The organism is Bacillus sp. JJ1764, assembly GCF_036962145.1.
Lineage (GTDB): Bacteria > Bacillota > Bacilli > Bacillales > Cytobacillaceae > Neobacillus.
Genome location: NZ_JBALNY010000016.1, coordinates 6,547 through 6,758 on the forward strand (window position 1 = coordinate 6,547; position 212 = coordinate 6,758).

Below are 212 nucleotides of genomic sequence, written 5' to 3' on the forward strand. Positions count from 1 at the left end.
GCTATCACTATCCCGGGCTTCATGAAAATACCCGATCCAATAACCGTCCCGATTACTAGAGTAGTGGCAACTGAAAAGCCAATGTTTTTCTTTAATTGCGTCTCATTCCCCATATGTCTACCTCCTAGATACAAATGTCTTTTCAGGGTATACACGGATTATATCATGGAAAGTATGTTAATCATTTTGTTTGAATATTTAAATTATTATTT